This window comes from Natranaerovirga pectinivora (assembly GCF_004342165.1).
Lineage (GTDB): Bacteria > Bacillota > Clostridia > Lachnospirales > DSM-24629 > Natranaerovirga > Natranaerovirga pectinivora.
In genome coordinates, this window is sequence record NZ_SMAL01000006.1 from 171,910 (window position 1) to 194,948 (window position 23,039).

The 23,039-nt window shown below is 31.2% G+C and carries 19 protein-coding genes; 14 read left to right on the forward strand and 5 right to left on the reverse strand.

What is annotated here, in order from left to right; translation table 11 throughout:
- Window positions 1-190: 190 nt before the first annotated feature.
- From EDC18_RS09895 to EDC18_RS09905, 3 genes are all read left to right on the forward strand, one after another.
- Window positions 191-778: a hypothetical protein gene (locus EDC18_RS09895; RefSeq protein ID WP_132252676.1), complete on the forward strand. Its 588-nt coding sequence runs from the start codon at window positions 191-193 to the stop codon at window positions 776-778.
- A 171-nt stretch (window positions 779-949) separates the two neighbouring features.
- Window positions 950-1,729, forward strand: coding sequence for a hypothetical protein (locus EDC18_RS09900; RefSeq protein ID WP_132252678.1), 780 nt, complete (start codon window positions 950-952; stop codon window positions 1,727-1,729).
- A gap of 39 nt (window positions 1,730-1,768) precedes the next feature.
- A complete protein-coding gene (locus tag EDC18_RS09905; RefSeq protein WP_132252680.1) occupies window positions 1,769-2,524 on the forward strand; it encodes an FRG domain-containing protein in 756 nt (251 codons plus the stop codon).
- Here EDC18_RS09905 and EDC18_RS09910 read toward each other — a convergent pair.
- The gene (locus tag EDC18_RS09910) at window positions 2,521-3,075 is read right to left on the reverse strand and encodes a manganese efflux pump MntP (RefSeq protein ID WP_132252682.1); all 555 of its coding nucleotides are present in this window, start codon (window positions 3,073-3,075) and stop codon (window positions 2,521-2,523) included. The genes EDC18_RS09905 and EDC18_RS09910 overlap by 4 nt on opposite strands.
- 140 nt (window positions 3,076-3,215) lie before the next feature.
- Here EDC18_RS09910 and EDC18_RS09915 point away from each other — a divergent pair, with 140 nt between their 5' ends.
- Both EDC18_RS09915 and spoIIP read left to right on the forward strand, forming a co-directional pair.
- Window positions 3,216-4,973, forward strand: coding sequence for an ABC transporter ATP-binding protein (locus tag EDC18_RS09915; protein WP_442929359.1), 1,758 nt, complete (start codon window positions 3,216-3,218; stop codon window positions 4,971-4,973).
- 325 nt (window positions 4,974-5,298) lie between these two features.
- Window positions 5,299-6,570, forward strand: coding sequence for a stage II sporulation protein P (gene spoIIP / locus EDC18_RS09920; protein ID WP_132252684.1), 1,272 nt, complete (start codon window positions 5,299-5,301; stop codon window positions 6,568-6,570).
- A gap of 426 nt (window positions 6,571-6,996) precedes the next feature.
- Here the strand turns inward: spoIIP and lysA are convergent, their stop codons facing one another.
- On the reverse strand, window positions 6,997-8,253 hold the full coding sequence (gene lysA, locus EDC18_RS09925) for a diaminopimelate decarboxylase (protein ID WP_132252686.1): 1,257 nt from the start codon (window positions 8,251-8,253) through the stop codon (window positions 6,997-6,999).
- Between the two features lie 17 nt (window positions 8,254-8,270).
- Window positions 8,271-8,942: a TrmB family transcriptional regulator gene (locus EDC18_RS09930; RefSeq protein ID WP_132252688.1), complete on the reverse strand. Its 672-nt coding sequence runs from the start codon at window positions 8,940-8,942 to the stop codon at window positions 8,271-8,273.
- Window positions 8,943-9,123: 181 nt separating this feature from the next.
- Here EDC18_RS09930 and EDC18_RS09935 point away from each other — a divergent pair, with 181 nt between their 5' ends.
- From EDC18_RS09935 to EDC18_RS09945, 3 genes are read left to right on the forward strand one after another with little or no spacing between them, the layout of a single operon-like run.
- Window positions 9,124-10,755: a putative manganese-dependent inorganic diphosphatase gene (locus tag EDC18_RS09935; RefSeq protein WP_132252690.1), complete on the forward strand. Its 1,632-nt coding sequence runs from the start codon at window positions 9,124-9,126 to the stop codon at window positions 10,753-10,755.
- A gap of 14 nt (window positions 10,756-10,769) precedes the next feature.
- Window positions 10,770-12,095 carry an AAA family ATPase gene (locus tag EDC18_RS09940; protein ID WP_132252692.1) on the forward strand — a complete coding sequence of 442 codons (1,326 nt, stop codon included), beginning with the start codon at window positions 10,770-10,772 and terminating at the stop codon, window positions 12,093-12,095.
- A 2-nt stretch (window positions 12,096-12,097) separates the two neighbouring features.
- The gene (locus tag EDC18_RS09945; protein WP_132252694.1) at window positions 12,098-12,499 is read left to right on the forward strand and encodes a secondary thiamine-phosphate synthase enzyme YjbQ; all 402 of its coding nucleotides are present in this window, start codon (window positions 12,098-12,100) and stop codon (window positions 12,497-12,499) included.
- Between the two features lie 67 nt (window positions 12,500-12,566).
- Here the strand turns inward: EDC18_RS09945 and EDC18_RS09950 are convergent, their stop codons facing one another.
- The gene (locus tag EDC18_RS09950) at window positions 12,567-12,878 is read right to left on the reverse strand and encodes a YbjQ family protein (RefSeq protein WP_132252696.1); all 312 of its coding nucleotides are present in this window, start codon (window positions 12,876-12,878) and stop codon (window positions 12,567-12,569) included.
- A gap of 56 nt (window positions 12,879-12,934) precedes the next feature.
- Window positions 12,935-13,156, reverse strand: a complete 222-nt coding sequence (locus EDC18_RS09955) for a hypothetical protein (RefSeq protein ID WP_132252697.1) — start codon at window positions 13,154-13,156, stop codon at window positions 12,935-12,937.
- 391 nt (window positions 13,157-13,547) lie between these two features.
- Here EDC18_RS09955 and EDC18_RS09960 point away from each other — a divergent pair, with 391 nt between their 5' ends.
- The 6 genes from EDC18_RS09960 to EDC18_RS09985 all read left to right on the forward strand — a co-directional run bounded on the left by EDC18_RS09960 (window position 13,548) and on the right by EDC18_RS09985 (window position 23,028).
- Window positions 13,548-16,175, forward strand: coding sequence for a S8 family peptidase (locus EDC18_RS09960; protein WP_132252699.1), 2,628 nt, complete (start codon window positions 13,548-13,550; stop codon window positions 16,173-16,175).
- Between the two features lie 147 nt (window positions 16,176-16,322).
- Window positions 16,323-17,552, forward strand: a complete 1,230-nt coding sequence (locus tag EDC18_RS09965; protein ID WP_132252701.1) for a tetratricopeptide repeat protein — start codon at window positions 16,323-16,325, stop codon at window positions 17,550-17,552.
- 91 nt (window positions 17,553-17,643) lie between these two features.
- On the forward strand, window positions 17,644-18,885 hold the full coding sequence (hflX, locus tag EDC18_RS09970) for a GTPase HflX (protein ID WP_132252702.1): 1,242 nt from the start codon (window positions 17,644-17,646) through the stop codon (window positions 18,883-18,885).
- 213 nt (window positions 18,886-19,098) lie between these two features.
- A complete protein-coding gene (locus EDC18_RS09975) occupies window positions 19,099-21,471 on the forward strand; it encodes a ribonucleoside triphosphate reductase (RefSeq protein ID WP_132252704.1) in 2,373 nt (790 codons plus the stop codon).
- 216 nt (window positions 21,472-21,687) lie between these two features.
- Complete coding sequence (thyA, locus tag EDC18_RS09980) at window positions 21,688-22,518, forward strand: thymidylate synthase (RefSeq protein WP_132252705.1); 831 nt, start codon at window positions 21,688-21,690, stop codon at window positions 22,516-22,518.
- 15 nt (window positions 22,519-22,533) lie between these two features.
- Window positions 22,534-23,028: a dihydrofolate reductase gene (locus EDC18_RS09985; protein WP_132252707.1), complete on the forward strand. Its 495-nt coding sequence runs from the start codon at window positions 22,534-22,536 to the stop codon at window positions 23,026-23,028.
- Window positions 23,029-23,039: the final 11 nt, after the last annotated feature.

Below are 23,039 nucleotides of genomic sequence, written 5' to 3' on the forward strand. Positions count from 1 at the left end.
AAGGTATTTATTTCTAGAAGATGAGGAGGGGTTTTTATGGTGCAGCCATTATTATTTGATTGGTTTTATAAAATATTTCTTGGAAATATATAATATTAACTGACAAGCCTACTAAAAAATAAGTAAAGTTTATACTGTTGCTATCAATGGTATTATGAGCAGATACATAGTGATGAAGTGGGGTTGGACTATGCTAGAATTAAATGTAATGAAAAAAGAAAACATTATTGAATTTATTTATGATTATGTGCAAAAGGAAAACCAAAACAACAATAATATTATTTATGAAGCATTTCAAGGAGAAAATCAAATCATTTTAGATGTAGATGCAAAGTTTAACACATCTAAATTGATAGATAATAACTCCATTACCATTATTGGTAAATATAGAAATGATGAAAATGTAATAGCAAAAACATCTATCTTTATAACTGAGTATGATTTATACAAAGATATCTTTTATTGGAATTATAATAAAAATAGCAAGAAATTATCTAAAAAGTATCTATCAGATTACAGAGAAATAATAGGTGAGTATGCTGTTATAGTAGGTTATATTCAAATTGCAAATAAGGTAACGTCAAATGATCTAGTAAGTAAAAATGAAATAATCTCTTTTTTCTATAATTTTAATAAATATTTAATGGTAGATCATAATCTCTTTGTTTATGTAGAACCAAGAGGGATGTACTTTTTATCAAAAGAAGAAATAGAACTAAATAGTATAATATGGAAAGATAATCTACCAGAAGAATTACTAAGAGAAGTAACAACTTAGGGTATCTCATCTATCCCTAATGCCCTTTTAAAAATGTGTTGAAAAACACATTTTTTTTTGTAAATTTTTATTTTAAACAAACATAAGGCTAAACAATAGTTGAATCCATATATTTCATAAAAAAACCTAAAAAAGCATATAATAATCTAAAGATGTATTAGGGGTAATATGATGATAGAATTGAAAAAATCTATAAAAGATGTTTATAAATCTTTTAATTATTATACTGATCCAAAAGAATATAAAAGTTTTTTTGATCAATTTCCTAATAAGGACAGTGACATTGTTTTAAAACTTCAAGAGATACTTAACAATTTTATGATAGATAAAAGGCCTCAAAACAGAAAAAACACATTAAACGTATCAGAAATTATTTGTGCTATAGAAAATAAAAAAAGGGAAATTGTTTTAAAAGATCAAGAAATAGCTTTGCTTTTATTAGCCATTTTCAAACATAAAAAGCTTCCGTGCAGGTTAAGGTGTAATTTTGTAAATTATCAAAGGAATGGGTATAATTTTTTTCAAGGGAAATGGTATTGTGAATTATATAATCAAAGTGTAACCAATTGGTATTTAATAGATCCTACAAACAAATACATACCTATTACTAAAGATATAATAAAAAAGAGTGCAGAAATATATCTAACACTAATGAGCGATAAGGCATTTGATAATAAAATATACTATAAGCAATGGAGAGGAAAGCTTGCAGTAAAACAAGCTTTGTTAGATGATCTTAATGGGATAATGTGTAATGAATTATTACAGGAGGATTGGATATATAAAAGCAATATAAAGAAGCCGGAAATATATATAAAAGATGTAAATAATTTAACTGTTTTTGAAGAATCATTATTATATAAGTTAGCCATAATGATGATTAATCCAGATGGATACTTTGACTTAATAAGAGAGATTTATGAATATCATATATTGGAAAGAAAAGAATAAGCTTTAGTAAATTCTATAACCTTTAGCTGGAGGAATAAAATGTTTAAAGATTTTAGTATTGTCGATGGTATATGTTCATTAGACTTATCAAGTTGGGACGATTTTTATAAGCTATATTATAAAAATATGACAATATTTAAAGGGTATATTTGGAGAGGGCAAAAAGATGCCAATTGGAAGCTGGAATCCACTATAGACAGATTATTAAAAGACAGAGGTTTAGATGTTAAAGATGAGATAGATAAGCATTTTAACAACTTTATATTTGCTGCAAGAGGAAGAAGAAATAAAAATGCTGTTAAACTAAATAATGAGGATGAATGGTGGGCTCTTGGACAGCATAATGGCTTGTCCACTCCTTTGCTCGATTGGACAACATCTCCTTTTGTTGCAGCCTTTTTTGCGTTTAATAAAGGTTCCGAGGATGACACTCTAAAAAGAGGTGTTTTTGCATTGCACCAAGAAAGTATTATTGAAAAATCTAATTCTCTTGAAGAGGAAGGTATTAAGTTTATTAAACCATTTTCTGATGAAAACGCTAGACTAGTTAATCAAAGTGGTTTGTTTACAAGGACTCCCGTAGGGATAGATATTGAAAGTTGGGTTAAGAAAAACTATAAAGGTGTATCTGATCAAATTGTTTTATTGAAAATTACTCTTCCAAACAATCAAAGAGAAACTTGCTTAAAGATATTAAATAGTATGAATATTAATTATTTAACTTTGTTCCCGGATTTATATGGTGCTTCAAGATATTGCAATATGATCGTTAAGATAAGAAACTATTGCAACTAGGTTAAAAAATGTTCTAATAGAATACTAAAACCAATAATAATTAAGATTAATCCTGATAAACAATAAATAATGGATTGATTCTTAATTATTTTTTTAAGTTTTTTACCAAGATAAACACCAATAAATGAAAGAAGGAAAGTAATGGAACCAATAATAAGAGAAGGTATTATAATATCAATATTCAAAACTGAAAAACTTACCCCAGTAGCTAAAGCATCAACACTGGTTGCTAAGGAAATAAATACCATAGGCCCTATACTTGTTGAATTAACCTTTTGTGCCTCCTCTCTAGAGTGAAGCATAGTATTGATGCCAATAGCAACTAATAAACCAAAGGAGATCCAATGATCTACAGGTTCAATTACTGATCTAAAGAACAAGCAAAAAAACCAACCACTAAAGGCCATTAACCACTGAAAAAAACCAAAGTAAAGTGCAATTTTAAAAGCATATCTTACTACAATTTTTTTAGTCATCCCAAAAGTTAATGAAGCAGCAAAAGCATCAGAAGCTAGTGCAATAGCAATTAATAAAATAGATAAATATCCCATAATATCCTCCCTATATACCTTTGTATAATACGATAGTTGCAAAGTTTTAACACGAGTACCTAAGTTGTATAAAAAAATAAAACATGCTATAATGGCTTAGTTAATAATGATTATCATTAAAAATACTCGAGGTGAACAAATTGAAAAAACAAAATGATAAAAAAATATTAAAACGATTTATAAGTTATTATAAACCTCACAAAAAATTATTTGCTCTAGATATGGCTTGCGCTTTTATGATTGCCATGATTGATTTGGCATTTCCCATGATTTCTAGACATTTAATAGAGAAGTTACTGCCAAATCAGATGTATAATACCTTTTTTATATTTATATTGGCTTTAGTCGTAATGTATGTTATAAGAGGCGTATTTGAATTTATAGTTAATTACTGGGGACATATTCTAGGGGTTAGAATAGAGTATGATATGCGCAGTGATCTATTCTTGCATCTCCAAAAATTACCTTTCAAATTCTATGATAAAAATAGAACAGGACAAATTATGTCTAGAGTAGTTAACGATTTATTTGAAATAACGGAACTGGCACACCATGGTCCAGAAGATATATTCTTATCTACAATTATGCTTGTAGGTTCTTTTTTAGTACTGATTACCATTGATTGGCGCCTTACATTGGTTTTATATGTAGTAGTTGTTGTGCTGGTCTGGTTTGCTATTACTCAAAGAAAAAAATTATCTTTAGGCTTTAAAGAAGTTAAGAAAAAAACGGCAAGCATTAATGCAACATTAGAGAATAGTATTTCTGGTGTTCGTGTAGCTAAAGCTTTTGCCAATGAAGCATATGAAGTAGAAAAATTTAGGGCAGGAAACAATGCTTTTAGAGGCTCAAAAAAATACGCATACAAAAGAATGGGTATTTTTATGGGTGGTATGCATTTTATGATATATATCTTAAATGTTATTGTTATTGCCGTTGGTGGTTATTTTATAATGGTTGATCAAATGTCCTATGGAGATTTGCTTGCTTTTATTTTATATACCAATACCTTTTTACAACCTATTAGAAGGCTTACGAATTTTGTTCAACAATTTGAGTCTGGTATGACGGGTTTTGAGAGATTCCTAGAGATAATGGATATAGAACCAGATATAAAAGATAGTGATAATGCCATAGAAATCACTAATGTTACAGGTAATATAGAGTTTAAAAATGTAAGCTTTTCTTACACAGATGAAGAACAGGTCCTTACCAATCTCAATGTATTCATTAAAGAAGGAGAAACACTGGCATTGGTTGGACCATCAGGTGGAGGTAAAACTACTATATGTCAATTGATACCTAGATTTTATGAAATAGATGAAGGAGACATTACTATTGATAATATCAGTATTAAAGATGTAACCCTAAGTTCATTAAGAAGAAACATTGGGGTTGTTCAACAGGATGTTTTCTTATTTTCTGGCACTATTAGGGATAATATTTTATATGGAAGAATCAATGCATCAGAAGAAGAAATGATAGAAGCAGCTAAAAAGGCTGAGATACACGACTTTATTATCTCCTTGCCAAAAGGGTATGATACTGAAGTTGGAGATAGAGGTATTAGATTATCAGGAGGACAAAAACAAAGAATTAGTATTGCAAGAGTATTCCTTAAAAACCCTCCTATCCTTATTCTTGATGAAGCAACATCTGCTCTTGATAATGAAACAGAGATTAAGATTCAAAAAGCTTTAGAGAAATTGGCTAAAGGAAGGACCACATTGGTTATTGCTCATAGATTGTCTACGATTAAAAATGCAGATAAGATTGTTGTTATGAGTGATGAAGGCATTAAAGAAGAGGGTAGTCATGAGGTGTTATTAGAAAAAGGTGGGATATATTCTAAGCTTTATAAGGCTCAGTTTAAGGGGTATATTCCTGATGAAGTATAGTTGTTTTTAAATACTGCTTGGGTGCGCCTAGGGGTATTATATATAAGATTAATGGACCCTTACCCATCCTTGGGTAATAGGGCCCAGCTACGCCATCCGTGGCTCCGCTCTTAAATCTTATATATAATACCCCTAGGCTTGTTCTGGGGTCCTTTTTAAGAACTTGAGGCACTAATTGCAAAACTAATATTACTTTATAATTGGGTTTGAAAAAGGAAAAATTATATTAATTTACTTTTTTTTTTGAATATATCATAAATAAAGAAAAAAACAATAAAATAGGATTAAGGATAAGATTAGAGAGGGTTAAGGATGTGAATTATTAGTGGAGAGAAGAAAAAGCATAGGTAGTAAAAAATTAAACATAATCATTTTGTTAGTAATGTTAGTCCTTTCTTTTAATATAATATTTAAAAGCTATCAAATATATATTCCTACTAATGATAAAAGTATTTTTAATGAGATAGGTAAGAGGACAAGTGCTTATCTAAGTGAGAGAATACTTATGAATTCAGTGCCTTTATTAGGCTATACATTTGAGAATGAAGAGGTATTGCTTAAACAAGATATGTTAAGAGGGTATGAAACCAGTATTTATAAGAATTTTTTTTCATCCTATATACCGTTAATTGATTATGTTTTAAAGGAAGATTCTCCAACCTATTATACAGTGGTAGAGTTGTACCCAGTTATTGAATTTTGGCAACTGGAAGATGAAGATAATAAATTAATAGAAGAAGCAGAACTAGAAATTATAAATAAAGGCAATGAGAAAAATATAGATAGTCATACTAATCAAGTACCAGATAATATAGCAAGATCCCCAGTATATAATTTGAATGACCTAAAAGATTTTAATTTTATGCTAAAGAATATATATACAGTTGATCCTAGTATATATTTAACTGAAAGTGATCTTAAACCTGAGCAATGGTTGACCCAGGATATGACAGTAGATTTTACAGGAGAAGAACCTAAAGTTTTAATTTATCACACTCATTCTCAAGAGGCTTTTCTAGACAGTAGAAATGGATTTGCCCAAGATACGGTTGTTGGTTTAGGAGAGTATTTAACAGAAGTTTTAGAAAGTCAATATGGCATAAAAGTTCTACATCATAAAGGTGTCTACGATTATCCCCTTAGAGATAGAGCATATGCCAATGCAGTCAGTCCAATTACTAAAATATTAGAAGAAAATCCATCCATTGAGATAGTAATTGATTTACATAGGGATGGTGTAAGAGATGAAACCATTCGCTTTGTAACGGAAATAGAAGGAGAAACCACAGCTAAAATAATGTTTTTTAATGGTCTTAGTAAAACAACAGCTAATGGTAAAATGACGCCTAACACGTACCTGCCTAATCCTTATGTTAGTGACAATATAGCCTTAAGTTTACAAATGCATTTAAAAGCTGAGGAACTTTATCCTGGAATTACAAGAAAGATATACGTAAGAGGAGAAAGATATAACTTGCATTTAAAGCCTAAGTCTCTATTAATAGAACTTGGAGCTAATTCCAATACTATCGAAGAGGCTAGAAATGCCATTGAACCTTTGGCGCGGGTGATTTATGAAGTGTTTAGTGGGAAATAAAACTGCTTGGGTATAGTCTAGGGGTATTATATATAAGATTAATGGACCATTACCCATCCTTGGGTAATAGGGTCCAGCTACGCCATCCGTGGCTCCGCTGTTAAATTTTATATATAATACCTCTAGACTTACTCTTAGGTTCTTATTGGGTCAGGTGACCGTACGTATTTATATTCTTGAAATGTTGTTGTTGATCCCTGACATATTCTTCGCAGGCTATGTTTAGACAAGGGCCATATAATTGACTTGGCGTCGACCGATTGAAAAGTAAGGCAGCCAAGTTAACTATATGGCCCTTGTCTAAACAAGACCCAAGCAAAAAAACAAACAAAAGACCCAAGCAAAAAGACCCAAGCAAAAAGACCCAAATAAAAACTCTCCCATCACCTAAAACAGACATAAAAAAAGCGGGCATACGCCCACTTCTTAAATTTCAAATGTTCTCATTATATCTTCTAAAGTATCTCTACGTCTAATTAATTGATGGCTACCATCTTCTTTAATAAGAATTTCAGCTGGTCTTAAACGGTTGTTGTAGTTTGATGCCATACAATAGCCATAAGCACCTGCATCAAGCACACCAAGAATATCGCCTTCAAAGAGCTCTGGAAGTTCTCTTTCTTTTGCAATAATGTCTCCGCTTTCGCAGATGTTACCAACAACATTTACAAACTCATATTTTGTTGAAGGTGTATCGCTTTCACGATATACCTCAATGTCATGATGAGAATCATACATCGCTGGACGAATTAAAACATTAAATCCTAAATCTGTTCCAATATATTTATTATCATAGTTGTATTTTACTGTATGAACTGTTCCTAATAAGATACCACACTCAGCAGCAATATAACGACCTGGCTCAATTTTAAATTGAATTTCTTTACCGTATTTAGCAACCCAGTTTTTAATTACTTCGTCTAATTGCACGCCTAATTCTTTTAACTCAAGTCTTGGTTGACCAGCCAGTTTATTATATGGTATTCCAAATCCGCCACCTAAGTCAACAAACTCTAAATCTTTAAAGTTTTCAGCGATTGCTAAGATAGATTGAACACCTTCAACATATTTGCTGCCATCCATAAATAATGACCCGATATGTTGGTTAATGCCAGCAAGCTTTAAATCATATTTATTTAAGATGTCTTTAACTTCATCAATTAGGTGTGGATCTACACCAAATTTAGTTTTTTTACCACCAGTAACAACTTTTTCATGGTGTCCTGCACCAACACCAGGATTGAAACGAATACAAACTCTTCCTCCTGGATTTAATGTACCATATTGCTCTAATTGAGACAATGAATCAACACTTGTTAAAACACCTTTATCAATTGCAAATTGCATTTCTTCTTTTGAAACATTATTACTAATGTATAATATTTTCTCTGGTGCGAATCCAGCAGCTAAGTTAACGTGAATTTCTCCAGGGCTCATGGCATCTGCGTACAAACCTTCTTCATTTACTATTTTTAATAAGCCAAGACTACTATTTGCTTTTACAGAATAGTTAACTGCAAAGTTAGGGTAAGACACAAGGTTTTTTAACTCTCTGCATCTTTCTCTTAAGATTTTTTCATTGTAAACATAAAGTGTACTCCCGTATTCTTTTACTAACTCTACAGGAGTAGAGTTACCATAAAAATTATTACTATTTGTTACTTTATTATGTTCTTTTAACATAAAAAATTGCTCCTTTCTTATCCTTCATATTGTATTAGTTTTATTTCATTCATCATAGCTTCTCTAATTAATTGAACTAATGTTAAGTTTTTAGAAAATAAACATTGGTCTAATGTTCCAGTTAATACTGTTGTAGTATCTACGATTAATTTTAGAGAAGATGTTACATCTGTTTTGTAGCAAATTATATTTGGTATCAATATTTTTTCATCACTTAAAATAACCACTTTTTTATCTTCTGCTATTTTAGTCAAAGTATTAGTAAATTTATTTATAATCTTAGCTTCGGCAGAAAAATAAAGATGAGTATTTGTTAAGGATATCATATTTTCTAATTTATTAAAAATATTATCATATCCTATTATTGTTACATATGCCTCTTGTTGAGGTTTGTTATTATAAACCACATTTTCTTCAATGAATCTTATATTTTTCTCAAACCAAGTTTTAGAATTTTGCAACAATTCCTTGATGGGTGTTGCCATATATTTTGTTGGTTGACCTTCAATAACATAGGCCCCACCTTTTTCTACTAGATTTGATAAAGAAGCATAAGTATTTGAACGTGATATACCAGATAATTTTGCTGCTTCATAACCTGATAATTCACCATGCTCGCATAGAGTAAGGTAAATATCTGTTTCTTGCTTGGTAAAACCAATAGATTTAAAAGCACTTAGTAAATCCATTATTCACCTCTAAAGTATATATAGTGTTTCTATATAGTACTACTATATAATTAAGTAAGTAAATTGTCAATACTATTGGTGTAAACTGTAGTAAATTTGTCATTATATGGTATAATAATTATTAGAAAGTAAAATGATGTAATGAGCCTTTAACTGTCATTATAAATTCGAGGTGATAAAAATGGACGAAAAGATTTATGTCTTTGGTCATAGGAACCCTGATACTGATTCAGTATGTTCGGCAATTGCGTATGCAAATCTTAAAAAACAATTAGGTTATACTAATATTACCCCTTTTGCGTTAGGGGGAATTAATAACGAAACAAAATTTGCTCTTGATTATTTTAACTTTAAAGCACCTAAATTATTAAGCAAATTAAAAATAAAAGTAAGGGATTTGTTTTTAAGACCCGTAACTTGTTTAAAACAAAGTAGTTCTATATTAGAAGCAGTAGATGCTATCGTTAATAAAAACAAACACTCAACACCTGTAGTAGATAATGAGGGAAGACTTATGGGGGTTATTACCTTAACAGATATTTATCCTGATTTAATTGGTAAAGTGGAAAAAGACCACTTAAAGAAGACAAAGACACCATTTGAAAACATTATCAATGTACTTGACGGAATCATTTATTACGGATGTTATCCATATAAAAGTGTTAAGGGTGAAATTATAACTTTTTCAGAACTTCTATTAGAGGAACCCTTAAAAGAGGGTGATATTCTAATTTTAGGAGATGTTAATGAATACAAAGAAAAAGCCATAAAAAGCGGTGCTACATGTCTTATCATAGCAACAGAGAACAAATCAACTTTCCAAATGAATATTCCATCTGACTTTAAAGGGATTGTTTTAGTTGTAGAAACATCTGTATTCAATATTATTAAATTAATAGAAAAAACAGTTCCTGTAGAAAGTATGATAAAAAAACAAATGCTTGAGTATTTTGAGCTAAATGACACAATTGAAGAAGTAAAAGAACAAATATTTGGCTCTAAACATAGAAGTTTCCCAGTTGTTAATAAAGAAGGAGTTGTAGTAGGGTTACTATCAAGAAGTGACCTTTTAAGAGTGAATAGAAAAAAAGTAATCCTTGTAGATCACAATGAAAAAGAACAATCTGTACAAGGGATAGAGGATGCAGAAATACTTGAAATCATTGACCACCATAGAATTGCTAATGTACAAACCATGTCCCCATTATACTTTAGGGCAGAACCGGTAGGGTGTACTTCTACAATAATAAAATCTTTATACGATGAATCTAATGAGTCTATTCCTAAAGATATAGCAGGATTGATGTTAAGTGCCATCTTATCAGATACTTTACTATTCCATTCTCCTACGTGTACAGAAAGGGATAAAAAAGCGGCGTATGAATTAGCAAAAATTGCTGGTGTTAATATAGAAACCTACGGAATGGATATGATTATAGCAGGTACAGCCATTAATGAAGATGAGACACCAGAATCATTAATCACTAAAGATATGAAAAGTTTTAATTTGGGCAAACATAAATCAATGGTCTCTCAAATTAATACAGGTGATTTTAAATCTCTAAGTAAAATGTTACCTATATTAAAGGAAAAAATAGAAAAAATATGTGAAGATGAAAATTTTGATGTAGCGGTGTTAATGATTACAAGTATTATTATTGGTGGAACAGAAATTATTGTGGCAGGTAGAAATAAAATCCTCGCACAGAATGCATTTAATATGAAAGTGGATGAAGATACAATCTTTTTACCAGGAGTATTTTCAAGAAAAAAACAAATTGTGCCTGAACTAATGAATGCGGCTCAACTATAGAAAGGGAATTTATAATGGACTTGTTTGATTTAATGAGAAAAAACACATTAGAAAAAGAATCACCTTTAGCAGCAAGGATGCGACCTACCACTATTGATGAAGTTGTAGGGCAAGAGCATATAATTGGAGAAGATAAGCTTCTTTATAGAGCAATAAAAGCAGACAAGTTATCATCAATTATTTTTTATGGCCCTCCAGGAACAGGGAAAACCACCTTGGCAAAAGTAATAGCCAATACTACAAAGTCTAACTTTGTTCAATTAAACGCAACTGTTGCTGGAAAAAAGGATATTCAAGAAGTTGTAAAGGTAGCAAAAGACAATATAGGTATGTACGGTCAAAAAACAATTCTATTTGTAGATGAAATTCATAGATTTAATAAAGCCCAACAAGATTCTTTGCTTCCATATGTAGAAGAAGGGACTATTATATTCATTGGAGCAACTACTGAAAATCCTTATTTTGAAGTAAACAATGCCTTGGTCTCAAGATCAAGGATTTTTCAATTAAAATTGTTAACAAAAGAGAATATAAAAAATTTGTTAATAAGAGCATTAGAAGATAAAGAAAAAGGTTTAGGAAGTATTAAAACAACTATTACAGAGGACGCTTTGAATTTTCTTTCTGATATAGCAAATGGTGATGCAAGGGCTGCTCTTAATGCCATAGAATTAGGTACCTTAACAACGAATCCTGATGAGGAAGGAACCATACATATTACTTTAGAGGTTGCTGAGGAGTGTATTCAAAAAAGAGCAATTCAATATGATAAAGATGGAGACAGTCATTATGATACAATATCTGCCTTTATTAAAAGTATGAGAGGTTCTGATCCTGATGCAACTGTTTACTACCTTGCTAGAATGATTTATGCTGGTGAAGATCCTAAGTTTATTGCTCGTAGAATTGTAATATGCGCAGCTGAAGATGTAGGGAATGCAGATCCACGGGCATTACAAGTTGCAGTATCTGCAGCTCAAGCAGTTGATTTTATAGGAATGCCAGAAGGTAGAATAATCTTATCTCAAGCGGCATCCTATGTAGCCAGTGCGCCTAAAAGCAATGCGGCCTATGTTGCTATTGATAGTGCATTGGAAGATGTAAAGAACATCCAAGTTAGAACAATCCCGCCCCATTTAAAAGATGCCCATTATAAAAATGCAAAAGAATTAGGTCATGGGATTTCTTATCAATACGCCCATAGCTTTCCAAATCACTATGTTAAGCAACAATACCTACCAGATGAATTGATAGGGAATACTTATTATAACTTTACCAATCAAGGATATGAAAAAAATATGAAAGACTATTTAGACTTTCTAAAAGGAAGTGACTCATAAAAATGATTGAGACATTAAATATTCAAACCAATAAAGCAGTTGAATTTATAAATATAACAGCTAAAATCAGCAGTATTATAAAAACTAAAAATGTAAAAGAAGGTATATGTGTTATTGCTATACCCCATACTACAGCAGGAATAACCATTAATGAAAATGCAGATCCTAGTGTTATGAAAGATTTAACAAAGGCCATTAATAAGATTGTTCCTTTTGAGGATCAATATGAACATTTAGAAGGCAATTCGGCAGCTCATCTAAAAGCCAGTTTTTTTGGTAATAGTAGTACTGTTATTATTAACCAAGGGGATTTGTTAATGGGAACATGGCAAGGCATTTATTTTTGTGAGTTTGACGGACCAAGACATAGAAAAGTAATTGTTAAGATTATAGAAGATCAATAGAGAATAAATTAAATCAGAATTAAAAAAAGGAGTTAATTATTCAAAAACATAATTAACTCCTTTTGCATTACTTAAATTTTACAGCAGTACCATAAACGATTACTTCTGCTGCACCTTGAACAATAGCTGAAGTAGCATATCGTAGGTTTACAACTGCATCTGCTCCAAAACTTTCAGCATCTTTAATCATTCGACTAGTTGCTAAATCCCTTGCTTCTTCCATCATTTTTTGATAGGCCACTAATTCCCCACCAACAATGGTTTTTAAACCACTCATAAAATCTTTACCAATATGTTTTGATTGAATAGTAGAACCTTTTACTAATCCAAGAGTCTCTAACTCTTTTCCTGATATATAATCCGTGTTTACTAAAAGCATAATATTGCCTCCCTTAATATTAATATATAAAATTTTTAAATCACATTATAAAGGCATTACTTATTTTCTTCTTCTTGGATTTCAACAAGAGTATTAGTTCTAAGAAGAAAAAACCTATGAATCATAAAAATAAAGATAGGTAAAATAGTAGCCAGCATAGTTGTGATAACAAGCAAGTTAGCAGCATAATCTTTTTGGAGTATTGCAGCTACTAGACCTACAATATATAGGCTTAAAAAGAAAAGGATAAATATAATTGCGCCTATTCGCTTTATCAAAAAATTTCCTCCTAAAGTATATTATTATCTTGAAAAACATAATATGTATTTTAAAATCATAATATAAAGCATTTTTTAATATGATATATAATAATAATTATATTACTGTCTACATTAAGAGTCAATATGAACAAGAAAAGAATGTTAAAATAGTGACAATATCTTCTGGAAAACAAAAGAACCAACTATAAACATAGTTGGTTCTTAAAAGGGGAGGATAAGTATTAGGTTATCTTTTGTTGAGTCTTTTTGCTTTTTAGTTATTAGCAGAAGGAGTTGGGATTTAATTAAGTCTTTTTAAGGACTCAATTATAGTATTAACAGTATTAAAAAAAGTATTCAATTTAATATTAAAAAATTTAAATCATTGGATTTGAAGGAGGTAACATAAGTGCAGAATCAAAAATTGGAGAATCAATTAAATTTAGCACTAAGTGTTACAGAAAGAGTTAGACAAAGAACTCTTGACTTAGACATAGGTTTTTTTGATGACATAGAGGTATGGGAGTTAATTGTAAAATACAATGGTAATATTTTGGCATTAGAAGAAGAGTTAGGTATTGAAGTGGAAATCTTGACGAATGAGTATGCAATTCTATATGTACCAGAGTTCTTAATCAATAGATTAACGGCTTATCCACAAATAGAATTTATTGAAAAACCTAAGTTGTTATTCTATAATATGGACCTTAGTAAGAGGGCGGCTTGTATAGCAAGAGTACAAGAGCCACCCTATAATTTAACTGGAGAAGGCGTAATTGTTGCTATTATTGATTCAGGAATTGATTATGCTCATCAGGACTTTAGAAATGAAGATGGCTCAACGAGAATTATTGAATTATGGGATCAATCCATTCCTGGGGATCCTCCTGAAGGCTTTGTCCAAGGGACTGTATATACAAGAGAACAAATCAATGAGGCATTAGCAGAAAGAACAAGAACGGATCAATTAGCAATTGTTCCAAGTGTGGATATTTCAGGGCATGGCACCCATGTTGCAGGGATAGCAGCAGGGAATGGGAGGGCTAGTGCTGGGAGATATACAGGGGTTGCCCCTAGAAGTGATTTGTTAATTGTAAAAATTGGAGAACCAGCAACGGAGTCTTATCCAAGAACAACAGAATTAATGAGAGCCATTACATATGTAATCAATAAGGCACAGGAATTAAATCAGCCAGTAGCCATTAATTTAAGTTTTGGGAATAATTATGGTCCTAGAGACGGCAGTTCACTACTAGAAACATTTATTGATACCATGGCAGGGGTAGGTAGAAATGTAATTGTTATTGGTTCAGGAAATGAAGGCGCAGCAGGACATCATACAGGAGGAGTGCTAACGGCAGGCACCCCAGTGACAGTAGAAATTGCAGTGGCAAGTACTGAAAGAACCCTTAACATACAAATATGGAAATCTTATTATGATACCATAGATATATACATCATTAACCCAGCAGGAATAGAAGTAGGACCATTAACTAGAAGACTGGGAACTCAAAGGTTTATTATGGGTAGGACAGAGGTATTTGTATATTACGGAGAACCAACACCTTATAATATGGCTCAAGAAATTTATATTGAATTGGTTCCATTAAATGCGTACATAGATGGTGGTATCTGGAGAATAAGGTTAAGTCCTATTAATATCATAGTAGGGAATTACAATTTGTGGTTACCAAGTAGTGAGGTCATACAAACAACCACTAGATTCTTATCACCAACAGTATTAACGACTTTAACAACACCAGGGTCAGCACATAGAGCTATAACTGTAGGTGCTTATAATTCAGTAACAAATAGTGTAGCTGACTTTTCAGGAAGAGGATTTACAAGATATTATGACTTTGTAAAGCCAGAGCTGGTTGCACCAGGTGTAAATATTACAGCAGCAGCACCAGGTGGAGGTTATGATACAAAGAGCGGTACATCTATGGCAACACCTTTTGTAACAGGTGCATCTGCGTTACTGATGGAATGGGGCATTGTAAGAGGAAATGACCCTTTCTTGTACGGAGAAAAAATTAAAGCTTATTTAATTGATGGTACTTCTAAACCAATAGCAAGATTTGCATATCCTAATACAGAATTAGGGTTTGGCGCATTATGTTTGCAATCCAGTCTGGATAGGGCTTTGTTCATTACAGAGATAGGGTCTATGGATGATTCAGAAAATTATATGGATATAAATCTACTATTGCCAGTTTTTATAAATTTTTCCAATGAACTTATAGGAAACATATGGGAGCGGTTGGTTGAGAAAATAAAAGAATTAGAAAGTAAAGAAACCGTTATAGTAGGTTTTTACGGGGAAAAAGATGAAAAAGATTTCAAAGAACTTCCCTGTAAGATTTATAACCTAAGAAAAAGAAAAGAAAATGATGCAGTTAATATACTTGTGGCAGAAATAAGAAAATGGTTAATAGAGTTGATTCAAGAGATAGATACTAGTAAGGATACAGCATATTATTTAGATATAGATAAATTGGTAATACATCCTTTAGATTTAATTAGTTTATTTAGTTATCTTAATAAAAAATTAAAAGACAAGAACAGCTATCTACTTCTTAAGAAAGAAGCTATATTCGATAATTATAAATTGATATTTGGACCAAAGGATAAAAATAAAAAATTTGAGTTTGAAGTAAAGAAGTCACAAGACATATTCAATCTATGTATTTATGGTGCGGCTTTAGATAATTATATAATTGAATTAATATCCCCAGAAAAAGAAAAAATTTCACTAAAAGAACTAAATAAGTGGAAAGAAGATAAAAATTACTTAGATATCACTGGTACTACCATTATGGCAAAACAATATCAAAGTAGTAAAATGGACCCCTTTCTTATAAAATTAGATTTTATGAAACTAAGAGAAGGAAAATGGGAAATCAATATTATAGGTAATGTGATAATAGATGGGCGATTAACAATCATCCCTAATGGCAAAAAAGAAGAGGTGACATTTAAAGGAGTCACGTTAACAATTGGCGAAAACTTGGAAGAGAATATTAAAATACTTTAAAATAGCGGTAGTTATCCCCGCTATTTTTACTTTATAATAAGTTTCTTTTTTCTATAAAGTAAAAAGTTGATTAAATGTGCTGTATTTTTCTAGTATTTATTCTAAATAGTAGTATAATAAATAGTAGAAAATAAAGGAGTTGGATATATGGTCAAGAAACTTTACCTGCTATTAATTTCATTGATCCTTGTTGGGTGTACAACAAACTCTAATGAAGCCTTTAGGCTTAATGAAATAGGTATAGAAGAATATAATAACAAAAAATACGAGGAAGCATTAGAGAAATTTATAGAAGCAGCAAAAAAGAAAAGTAGCCCTGAATACTACCAAAACCAAGGAATGGTATTAATTCAATTAGAAGAGTATGAGATAGCCATAGATGTGTTAAAAAAAGCATTGAATCATAAAAACATACCATCAGAGGTATACTTTTTATTAGGTATTGGGTCAATGTACATTGGGGATTATAACGATGCATTAAACTACTTTGATAAAGTCATTGATATAGACCGTAAAAATATTGAAGCGTATTTACATAAAGCAGTTGTACAAGAGCGATTAGATAATAGAGATGAAGCGGCAAATACATACAATATAATTCTCGAAAGTCACCCTGAAGATAAAAGGATATGGAATGAAAAAGGACTTATGTTTAATAAATTTGGAGAATATGAAGAAGCCATTATGAGTTTTAATCAAGCTATTATAATTGATAATGATTTTGGAGAAGCTTATAATAATCGAGGTGTAAGTTATATAAACCTTAATTTATTAGATGAAGCAATTAATGACTTTGAGAAAGCGAAGACATTATTAAATGCTTCTGAAGTAGATTTAAATATAGCAATATATTATGGAAAGCAACAAGAAGTAGAATTGGCGTTAGAATATTTTAATAAGGTAAAAAATAATAATCCTACTGGAAAAGCATACTTATTAAGAGGTTTATTCTATATGGATAACGGTGATAAGAATAAGGGTATTATGGATTTAGAAAAAGCATTTGAAAAGGAAGAATGGAGAGCATTATTACATTTAGGAATACAATTTGAAAATGCCTTGGATTATAATAAGGCATTGGAGTATTATTCTCTATATAATCAACTAGAAAATGCACCTTGGATTAATAATAAAATAGGCGTTATTCAGATTAAACTAAAAGAATACGATGAAGCATTAAAATTTTTTAAGAGAGCAAATGAGTTATTGCCTCAGAATCAAGAAATATTATTTAATATAGCAACAACCTATCAATTATTAAAATTATATGATGAAGCAAAAAAATATTTAGAAGAAATAATAGAAATTAATCCGCATAATGAAGAAGTTATAAAAGAACTCAATTTTTTAACTCAACTTATGCCTCTTACTTCGTAAGAGATAGTTTCGATAAAAGTATTGTTTCAATTCCTTGGAAGGGATTTGAAAAGTATACTTTCAAAAAAAACAGAAGGAAAGATGGGATATAATGGATTTAGAAAACATAAAAGAAAGAGTCATTATAGTAGCAATTGATTTTGATAATCAGGACACAGATGATTCTCTTGATGAATTAGAAGAACTGGTTAGAACAGCAGGCGCTGAAACTGTAGGAAGGATAACACAAAGTAGAGAATCAGCTCATCCAGCAACATATGTGGGAAAAGGTAAAATGGAAGAAATTAAAAATCTAGTAATAGCGCTAGGGGCTACAGGAGTTATTTGTGATGATGAATTATCCCCTGCTCAATTAAAGAACCTTCAAGAAAAACTAGATACAAAAGTAATGGATAGGACTATGTTAATATTAGATATCTTTGCTAAAAGAGCAAGTACAAAAGAGGGTATTATTCAAGTTGAATTGGCTCAATTAAGATATAGATTAACAAGATTAATAGGTATTGGTGCATCTTTATCAAGATTAGGTGGTGGAATAGGAACAAGAGGTCCAGGTGAGAAAAAGTTAGAAGTGGATAGAAGACATATTAGAAACCATATTGGTCAGTTGTCTAAAGAACTTCAAGAGATAAAAAAACATAGAGATTTAATAAGAGAACAGAGAAAGAAAAAAAAGACTCCTGTTATAGCCATAGTAGGTTATACAAATGCAGGGAAGTCAACTTTATTAAATCGTTTAACTATGGCTGGTGTATTAGAAGAGGATAAACTATTTGCAACTTTGGATCCTACTACTAGACAAATGGAGCTGCCTAGTGGCAAACAAGTTTTTCTAACAGATACTGTTGGGTTTATTCGAAAATTACCTCACCATTTAATAAAGGCTTTTCAAAGTACTTTAGAAGAAGCAAAATATGCAGATTTATTACTCCATGTTGTAGACAGTTCTAGTCCTCAAGCGGAAAAGCATATCCATGTTGTGTACCAAACCTTGAAAGATTTGGAAGCACTGGACAAACCAATTATTACAGTTTATAATAAACAAGATTGTTTAGAAACGCCTTTAACAATCAGAGATGTAAAAGCTGAAAAATCAGTGTATATATCAGCATTAAAAGAAGAAGGCATTGATGAATTATTAAATTCAATTGAAGAGGTATTAAGAAACCAAGCTCACTTAATTGAAAAAATAATACCATATAATGAAGGAAGCATTTTAAATAATATTCGAACTTATGGTCAAATTGAAGAAGAAGAATATAAAAATGAAGGTGTTTATATAAAAGCCTATGTCCCTCAGGAAGTGTATGATAGGGTTAACAAGCTTTTGTAGATAATTGTAGGAAAAAAGAGGGTTTAGTCGTGAAATGTAAATAGGTAAAAATGACCAATTGGCTAAACACTATATATAGTGTGCAAATAAAAAAACCATCACATTATCTGGTGGTTTTTTTGTTTGACCTCCTAGTTTGAATATGGTATTATATTTTTACGAAGCAACATAGAAAAAACGAGTAATTTTAAGAATGAAAGGGGAAGTTACTAAATGTTTGAGGTAATAAAAAGAGATGGGGAAGTATCATCCTTTGATTTAATTAAAATTAAAGAAGCAATAGTAAAAGCTTTTAAAGCAACGAACAAAAAATATGCTGATGCAATAATGGATATGTTGGTTTTGAGGGTAACAGCAGACTTTCAAAATAAAATGAAAGACAACTTTATTCATGTAGAAGATATCCAAGATAGTGTGGAAACAGTTTTAGAACAATCAGGATATACGGATGTTGCTAAAGCGTATATCTTATATCGTAAACAACGTGAGAAAATAAGAAATATGAAATCAACTATATTAGATTACAAAGACATTGTTAATAGTTATGTAAATGAAGAAGATTGGAGAGTTAAAGAAAACTCTACAGTTACATATTCAGTTGGGGGATTGATATTACATAACTCAGGCGCTGTTACAGCAAATTATTGGTTATCAGAAGTATATGACGATGAAATATCTAAAGCCCATAGAAATGGGGACATACATATTCATGATTTATCTATGTTAACAGGTTACTGTGCAGGTTGGTCATTGCGTCAGTTAATAGAAGAAGGTCTTGGAGGTATACCAGGTAAGATTACATCTGCGCCAGCAGGTCACCTTTCAACCTTATGTAACCAAATGGTTAACTTTTTAGGAATAATGCAAAACGAATGGGCAGGAGCACAAGCATTTTCTTCCTTTGATACCTATTTAGCACCATTTGTAAAAATAGATAATTTATCATATAAAGAAGTAAAACAATGCATTCAATCTTTTGTATTTGGTGTCAATACACCAAGTAGATGGGGAACACAGTCACCATTTTCAAATATAACCCTAGACTGGTTAGTACCTAATGATTTAGCAGAATTACAAGCCTTAGTAGGTGGAAAGCCACAGGACTTTAAATATAAAGAGTGTCAAAAAGAAATGGATATGATTAATAAAGCCTTTATCGAAATTATGATTGAAGGAGATGCTAATGGAAGAGGGTTCCAATACCCAATACCTACATATTCTATTACAAATGATTTTGATTGGTCAGAAACAGAAAACAATAGATTATTATTTGAGATGACTGCAAAGTATGGAACACCATATTTTTCAAACTATGTGAACAGTGATATGGAGCCTAGTGATGTAAGAAGTATGTGCTGTCGTTTAAGACTTGATCTTAGAGAGCTTAGAAAGAAAACAGGTGGATTTTTTGGTTCAGGTGAAAGTACTGGCTCTATTGGGGTTGTAACAATCAATTTACCAAGAATTGCTTATTTGTCTTCTGATGAAAAAGAGTTCTATGATAGATTAGATCATATGATGGATATATCTGCAAGATCTTTAAGAACTAAAAGAGAAGTGGTATCAAAATTATTAGAAGAAGGTCTTTACCCATATACAAGACGTTATTTAGGAAGCTTTGAAAATCATTTTTCTACGATTGGCTTGGTAGGAATGAATGAAGTTGGCTTAAATGCTAGATGGATAGGAAAAGATTTAACGAATCAAGAGGCCCAAGATTTTGGATTAAAAGTATTAGATCATATGTTAAATCGTTTAGCTGATTTCCAAGAAGAATATGGTGATTTATACAACTTAGAAGCGACACCAGCAGAATCAACAAGCTTTAGATTGGCAAAGCACGACAGAAATAGATGGCCATTGATTAGAACAGCTGGAAATGAAGGGGATACACCTTATTATACCAACAGTTCTCATTTGCCAGTGGAGTATACAGCAGACGTTTTTGAGGCCCTTGATATACAAGATATGTTCCAAACAAAGTATACATCAGGAACTGTATTCCATGCATTTTTAGGAGAGAAAGTATCTGATTGGAGAGGTGCGGCTAAATTAGTTAAAATCATCGCAGCCAATTATAAACTGCCTTATTATACACTTTCTCCAACATATTCTATATGTAAAACCCATGGATACCTTGTAGGAGAAGAATACAATTGTCCTGACTGTGGAGAAAAAACAGAAGTTTATAGCCGTATTACAGGATACTATAGACCAGTCCAACACTGGAATGATGGTAAGGCTCAAGAATTTAAAAATAGAGTGGAATACAATCCAGGTCAATCTGTTGAAAAAAATGAAATTGAAGTACAACAAGAAGCAAGAAAAGAAGTGGCTGCTACAGTAGAAGAATCTTCTTTAAGTAGCAAATACTTATTTACAACAAAAACTTGCCCTAATTGCCACGTGGCAAAAGATTTCTTAAAGAATGATAATGTTCAAGTATTGGATTCAGAAGATTATATGGAACTTGTGAATCAGTATAGTATTAAAAATGCACCTACATTAGTAGTAGTTAATGAAGGAAAAGTAAATAAATATATTGGGTTGTCAGATATTAAAAAATATGTAGAACAAGCTAATTAAATATGTAAGAAGTCAAAGTGAGATGTAAGTCTTGCTTTGACTTCTTTTTATAGATATAATATAGGTCGTGGGGCTTGATTCTTCCTTTCAGCCCATCGACGCTGATTTCATTATATATTCTTTGAAGAAACATCACATGTGAAGTTTCGGCGGTTTATTTCAATTAATTGTATAAAATATAAGCAATAAAAAATTACTTGTATAGGAGAGATTAAATTGAGTTATGCGGATAAAGTTTTTATTAGTATGTGTAATGATATTTTAAATAATGGCTATAGTTCAGAAGGACAAGATGTAAGACCGCGTTGGGAAGATGGTGAGCCTGCTCATACCATAAAACAGTTTGCTGTTGTCAATAGATATGATTTGTCTAAAGAGTTTCCAATTATGACATTAAGACCAACGGCATTTAAATCTGCTATAGATGAAATACTATGGATTTGGCAGAAAAAATCTAATAATGTTAACGATTTAAATAGTAAGATTTGGGATAGTTGGGCTGATGAAGCTGGGTCTATTGGTAAAGCATATGGTTACCAATTAGGTGTAAAGCATAAGTATAAGGAAGGAGAATTTGATCAAGTAGACAGAGTGCTATATGATCTTAAACATAATCCTTATAGTAGAAGAATTATGACCAATATTTATGTCCATCAAGATTTAGATGAAATGAATCTATACCCTTGTGCCTATAGTGTAACTTTTAATGTAACAGATAATAAATTAAACGCTATTTTAAATCAACGTTCTCAAGATATATTAGTTGCTAATAATTGGAATGTTGTTCAATATGCGGTGCTGGTTCATATGTTTGCCCAAGTAAGTGGGTTAGAAGTAGGGGAATTGGTACATGTTATTGCAGATGCTCATATTTATGATAGACATGTCTCAATTGTAAAAGAGTTAATCAGTAGAGATGTTTATGAAGCACCAAAGTTTTCTATGAATAAAGATATTAAGGATTTTTATGAATTTACAGTAAATGATTTTACCCTTGAGAATTATAACAAAGGGGAACAAATTAAAAAAATACCTGTAGCTGTGTAGATTGGTGGTAGACAAATGAATTGTATAGTAGCAGTAGAAGATAGTTGGGGCATTGGTTGTAAAGGAAGGTTGTTAACTTATTTGCCAGGGGATTTAAAGTATTTTAAAGAAAAAACCCTTGGTAAGGTTGTTGTGTTAGGGCGAAAAACATTAAGTACCTTTCCTAAGGGCAATCCTCTAAAAGATAGAATCAATATAATTCTAACAAATGATAAATCCTTTACATCTGAAGGTGCTATTGTTAAACATAGTATTAATGAAGTATTAGAGGAACTTGAAAAATACAATGAAGAAGACATATTTATAATTGGCGGTGAAAGTATATACAACCAATTTATTCAAACTTGTAAAACGGCATATGTCACTAAAATAAAGGCAAATTTTAATTCCGATGTATTTTTCCCTAACCTAGATTTAAGTGAAGAATGGGAATTGGTTGAAGAGAGTGAAACCCAAGAATACGATGGCATAGAATATATCTTTTGTAAGTACATGAGAATTAATGGGTGATATATAATAAG